Annotated in this window: 2 protein-coding genes; both read right to left on the bottom strand. The window is 33.3% G+C overall.

The annotated features are described in order from the left end of the window. The coding region (locus tag EMN46_RS19695; protein WP_368667583.1) for an IS3 family transposase at nucleotides 1-791 on the bottom strand (791 nt) is incomplete at its 3' end. Further along, complete coding sequence (locus EMN46_RS18570) at nucleotides 755-1072, bottom strand: transposase (protein WP_154202508.1); 318 nt, start codon at nucleotides 1070-1072, stop codon at nucleotides 755-757. The genes EMN46_RS19695 and EMN46_RS18570, both read right to left, overlap by 37 nt. Nucleotides 1073-1123 lie beyond the last annotated feature (51 nt).

Here is a 1123-nt window from a genome sequence, read left to right as displayed (position 1 = left end):
ACTATTTCAATTTTAGCTTGAAAATGAGAATAGTAGTATCTGTGATCTATCATTTCAGATTTAATTATTTTAAAGAAACATTCAGCTACAGCATTGTCCCAGCAATTMCCCTTTCGACTCATGCTTTGTGTGATAAATTTCTTTTTGAGTAAGTCTCTAAATTTAGCAGCTGTATATTGAACGCYCTGATCTGAATGAAATATCAATCCTGGTTTAGTATTTCTATTTATMATTGCCATGTTCCAAGCCTTTATTATGGTATCGTCCGTAGTCATATTATCTRACAATGACCATCCAATCACCTTACGATCAAATAAATCCATAATTGTAGTTAGATACAGCCAACCTTGTTCTGTATGCACATACGTAATGTCAGACACCCAAGCTTGAGATGATAATTGTGGATAAAAGTTTCTCTTTAAAAGGTTTTTAGAGATTCTATTAGAATGATTCGAGTCTGTAGTTTGTACTCTGTATTTCTTATTTACTATGCTTTTAATACCCTGACTTTTCATTATTCTAGCCACTCTATTCCGAGATGTCTTAATCCCTCTAAAACTCAATTCTGCATGGATTTTATAGCTTCCATAGCGTTTTTTAGATGTATTATAGATTGATATGATTTCTTTAGAATCATTTGCATAAGCTATCGACCTAGAAGATTYCTTCCGTGATAACCATTCATAATACCCACTCTTACTAATAGATAAAACCCTACACATATTCTCAACAGTAAAATGATCTTTAAAAGAATTTACAAATTGAAATTTTTGCTGTCGCTCTTGGAGAATATGCTCACTGCCTTTTTTAAGATATCACGATCCATTTGAGCTTGATGTAACTCTGCTTTTAAGTGTGCGATCTCTTCTTGTTCKGCTGTCATTACAGGATTACCATTGCCTTTAAAGCTATTAGCCTTATARGTATCGTATTCTCGAACCCATCGTTGAACCATACTTCTGTCCAAATCCATTTCTAATGCAACTTCTCTAGATTTACGTCCACTTAAGCAAAGGTTCACAACCATTGTCTTGAATTCTTTATCATACTTCCTTCTTACTTTTCCTCTCATAATGTAAAGATAAGGGCTTAAGTTAATGTCCAGTCAAATGTACCTATTCCA

It is taken from the genome of Ancylomarina sp. 16SWW S1-10-2, from assembly GCF_009669305.1.
In the GTDB taxonomy this organism is placed as follows: domain Bacteria; phylum Bacteroidota; class Bacteroidia; order Bacteroidales; family Marinifilaceae; genus Ancylomarina.
The sequence above is the reverse complement of the archived record's forward strand: the minus strand, read 5'-3'. Positions and strand labels throughout refer to the sequence as shown.